This is a genomic window from Synechococcus sp. R6-10, from assembly GCF_047461815.1.
GTDB lineage: Bacteria > Cyanobacteriota > Cyanobacteriia > Thermostichales > Thermostichaceae > Thermostichus.
The window spans coordinates 1-644 of the sequence record NZ_JANSHW010000317.1; the positions used below are offsets into that span (position 1 = coordinate 1).

Genomic DNA, 644 nt, shown 5'->3' on the forward strand with positions numbered 1-644 from the left:
TTATCCGCCCAGAGCGGAGATTTCCCACGGTGGCAGATTTGATTCAGCAAATTCAGCAAGATTGCCAAACAGCCCGCCAGCAATTGGGTTTGGCTGAGCAAGTGGGTATGGTGTAGGGGGATCTATGCCGAAGAGAGCTCGCAAGCGCCAAGGCTCACCCAGGCGCTGGTGCCATCTCGCCAGTATTCTTTTTTCCAGATGGGGGCGTTGTGCTTGAGGGTGTCGATGGCAAATTGGCAGGCAGCAAACCCTTCGGCCCGATGAGGGGTGCCCACCGCCACCAAGACGCTGATCTCGCCAATGCGCAGCTTGCCGATGCGGTGGTGGATGACCACACTGTTGGCATCTGGCCAGCGCTGCTGAATTTGTCGGGCAATATCGGCGAAGACCTTCAGAGCCATGGGCTCGTAGGCTTGGTATTCCAGGTAATCGACAGGGCGGCCATTGGTGTTGTCTCGAACAGTGCCGCTCATCACCACCACAGCTCCATTGCCCGGATGGGAGGCCTCTTGGTGGACACGGTCGATGGATAGGGGAGCCAGGGTGATCTGGAAGGAAGTCTTCAGGACGGTCAGGAGCATGACTCTAGTCAATAATAAGCTCAACTATACTGAAAATAATGTATAATATGTTCAGTACGGATT

Annotated in this window: 2 protein-coding genes; one reads left to right on the top strand and one right to left on the bottom strand. The window is 55.0% G+C overall.

All coding sequences use genetic code 11. From position 1 onward, the window contains the following. Window positions 1–2 precede the first annotated feature (2 nt). A complete protein-coding gene (locus tag NW837_RS09435) occupies window positions 3–116 on the top strand; it encodes a riboflavin kinase (protein WP_414330991.1) in 114 nt (37 codons plus the stop codon). Between the two features lie 6 nt (window positions 117–122). Here the strand turns inward: NW837_RS09435 and NW837_RS09440 are convergent, their stop codons facing one another. Then, complete coding sequence (locus NW837_RS09440; protein ID WP_414330989.1) at window positions 123–581, bottom strand: molybdenum cofactor biosynthesis protein MoaE; 459 nt, start codon at window positions 579–581, stop codon at window positions 123–125. Between the last annotated feature and the right edge of the window lie 63 nt (window positions 582–644).

Coding starts and splice junctions, on each gene's coding strand:
- NW837_RS09440 (WP_414330989.1), bottom strand. CDS start 581: ATGCTCCTGACCGTCCTGAAGACTTCCTTCCAGATCACCCTGGCTCCC.